This window comes from Variovorax sp. 20P10.2.4 (genome assembly GCF_058244205.1).
In genome coordinates, this window is record NZ_JBZAYE010000777.1 from 1 (window position 1) to 3067 (window position 3067).

A 3067-nucleotide genomic window follows, 5' to 3' on the forward strand; every position below is an offset into this window, starting at 1 on the left:
TCGACGGCACCCTCTACTGCAGCGCCGCGCACCGGCAGGTCGCCGAGCGCGCCTGAACGGCGCCGAGCCGGCTTCGTCGCAGCGATGGGTAGCAGTTCCTCCCTCTGGGCCAGCGGCGAACCGGTCACCGACTGGGACGTGCTGGAGCCCGGTGCGCGCGAGAGCGCCGCGCTGCTGCGGCTGTGGCGCGGCTTCATGGGCGCGCGCTGCTTCGTCGCGCTGGTGCTGGTGCTGCTGCAGGGCGTGAGCTTCGCGCTCGGCCAGACCATGCAGCCGGTGGCGGTGGTGCTGTCGGCCAGCTACCTCGCGGCGGCGGCGCTGGGTGCGCGCTACGTGCATTTCGAGCCGCCGATGCGCGGCTTCGGCGCCGCCTGGATGCTGAGCACCGGCGTCGACCTCGCGGTCTTCGCGGCGCTGCAGGTCACGCAGGGCGGCAACATCAACTACACGCCGCTGTTCGCGCTGCCGGTGCTCATGAGCGCGGTGCTCGGCACGGTGATGGTGAGCATGGGCACCACCGCCACCGTCACGCTGCTGCTGCTGGCCGACGCCGCCTGGCACTGGGTGCAGCAGCCCGGCGACTCGCCCGCGCGCTTCGTGCAGGCGGCGCTCACGGGCACCGGGCTGTTCGTGGTGGCGCTGCTGGCGCACGAGCTCGCGCGCCGGCTGGCGCGCGAAGAAGCCGTGTCGCAGCACAACCGCAGCAGCGCGCAGATGCAGGCGCAGGTCAACGATCTGGTGATCGAGACGCTGAGCGAAGGCGTGCTGGTGATCGACGCCGAGGGCCTGGTGCATGCGGCCAACCCGGCGGCCGACGCGATCCTGGGCCAGGGCCTGGGCCAGTTGCGGCTGCCCTTTCCGCTGCATGCCCAGCCGGCCTGGCATGCGCTGGCCGCGCTGGCGCGCCAGACCTATGCGCGCCGCGAATCGCAGTCCGAGGAGATCCCGGTCGCGCAGGCGCGCGGCGCGGCGCGCGAGGTGCGCGTGCGCACCCGCCTCACGCCCTCGAGCGACCAGCGCATGGGCAGCCTGTGCGTGATGTTCCTGCAGGACCTGCGCGAGCTCGAGGCCCGCATCCGCACCGAGAAGCTGGCCGCCATGGGCCGCATGTCGGCCGCGGTCGCGCACGAGATCCGCAACCCGCTGGCCGCCATCACGCAGGCCAGCGCGCTGCTCAACGAGGACCTGACCGATCCCGCGCACCGCCAGCTCACGCACATGGTGCAGCACAACGCGCAGCGCCTCGCGCGCATCGTCGACGACGTGCTCGACGTCTCGCGCGCGCGCCAGCAGCGCGTGCTGTCGCTCGGCGAGCAGGTGGTGCTCGACCCCACCGTGCAGGCCCTGACCGAGGAATGGATGCGCCAGACCCAGCGCAAGGGCGTGACCGTGGTGCTCGACGCGCCGGGCGTGGAGGTGCGCTTCGACGTCGAGCACCTGCGCCGCCTGCTGGTGAACCTGCTCGACAACGCGGCGCGCTACGCGAGCCTGCGCGAGGGCGCGATCCAGGTCGTGACCACGCTGCAGCGCGCGGGCAGCCCGGGCCGGCCGACCCTGCAGGTCTGGAGCGATGGCGCACCGCTCGAACCGGCGGTGCAGCGCCACCTGTTCGAACCCTTCTTCTCGTCGGAAAGCCGCTCGAGCGGACTGGGCCTGTTCCTGTGCCGCGAGCTGTGCCGGCGCCACGGCGCGGCCATCGGCTACGAGCGGCGCGCGCTGGCGGGCGAAGCGCCCGAGGGCAACGAATTCTTCGTCGGCTTCGCCGCGAGCGAAAACCGGCTGACACAATAGCGGCGTGAGCAGCTCCCATCCGCCCTCCCAGCGTCCCGCGCAGATCCTCGTCATCGACGACGAACCCGACCTTCGCACGCTCTACGAACTCACGCTGCTGCGCGAAGGCTACCGGGTCGAGGCCGCGGGCAGCGTCTCCGAAGCCTGGCAGCACCTCGAGGCCACGCGCTTCGACGCCGTGATCACCGACATGCGGCTGCCCGACGGCCAGGGCATGGAGATCATCCAGCGCATCCAGAAGAACCAGCGCAGCGAGCGCTGCGTGGTGATGACCGCCTACGGCTCGGCCGAGAACGCGGTCGAGGCGCTGAAGGCCGGCGCCTTCGACTACCTCACCAAGCCGGTCGACCTGAAGCAGTTCCGCGCGGTCGTCGCCTCCGCGGTGCAGGCGCAGCAGCCGCCACCGGTCGCGCAGGCCGCGGCGCGCCCGGCCAAGGCCGCCGATGCGAGCGACGGCACGTCGGCGCTGGCCGCCGCGGGCAGCGCAGGCGCTTCCGCGCTCGAGCGGCTGGTCGGCGATTCGGAGCCGATGCGGCTCGTGAAGTCGCGCATCGCCAAGGTGGCGCGCGGCATGGCGCCGGTGCTGGTGCGCGGCGAATCGGGCACCGGCAAGGAGCTGGTGGCGCGCGCGGTCCATGCCTGCAGCCAGCGCAGCGACGGTCCCTTCGTCGCGGTGAACTGCGGCGCGATTCCCGAGAACCTGCTCGAGGCCGAATTCTTCGGCGCGCGCAAGGGTTCGTACACCGGCTCGGCGCAGGACCGCGACGGCTACTTCCAGGCCGCGCGCGGCGGCACGCTGTTCCTCGACGAGATCGGCGACCTGCCGCTGGCGATGCAGTCCAAGCTGCTGCGCGCGATCCAGGAACGCAGCGTGCGGCCGATCGGCTCCACGCAGGAAGACGCGGTCGACGTGCGCATCGTGAGTGCCACCCACAAGGACCTGCACGCCGAGGTGCAGGCCGGCCGCTTCCGGCAGGACCTGTTCTATCGGCTCAACGTGATCGAGATCGCGGTGCCCGCGCTGCGCGAGCGCCGCGAGGACCTGCCCGCGCTGTGCGTCGCGCTGCTCGCGCGCATCGCGCAGGACGGCGGACTGCCCGCGCCGCGCCTGTCGGACGCGCTGCTGCGACAGCTCGCGCAGCATCCGCTGCACGGCAACGTGCGCGAGCTCGAGAACCTGCTGCACCGCGCGGTCGCGCTCTACGACGGCGACGAACTGCAGCTCGACCTGATGGATGGCGCGGGCGGCGGCTGGATGACGGCCGCGCCCGGACCT

Annotated in this window: 2 protein-coding genes; both read left to right on the forward strand. The window is 72.5% G+C overall.

The features are described 5' to 3' along the window. The first annotated feature begins 84 nt into the window (after positions 1–84). A complete protein-coding gene (locus AC27VN_RS37330) occupies positions 85–1791 on the forward strand; it encodes a two-component system sensor histidine kinase NtrB (RefSeq protein WP_398500891.1) in 1707 nt (568 codons plus the stop codon). A 4-nt stretch (positions 1792–1795) separates the two neighbouring features. Continuing rightward, positions 1796–3067, forward strand: a 1272-nt coding sequence (locus AC27VN_RS37335; protein ID WP_490879909.1) for a sigma-54-dependent transcriptional regulator, incomplete at its 3' end; no start/stop codon positions are given.

What these genes read in the sequence shown, in the direction of transcription:
- AC27VN_RS37330 (WP_398500891.1), top strand. Translation starts at nt 85, where the DNA reads ATGGGTAGCAGTTCCTCCCTCTGGGCCAGCGGCGAACCGGTCACCGAC.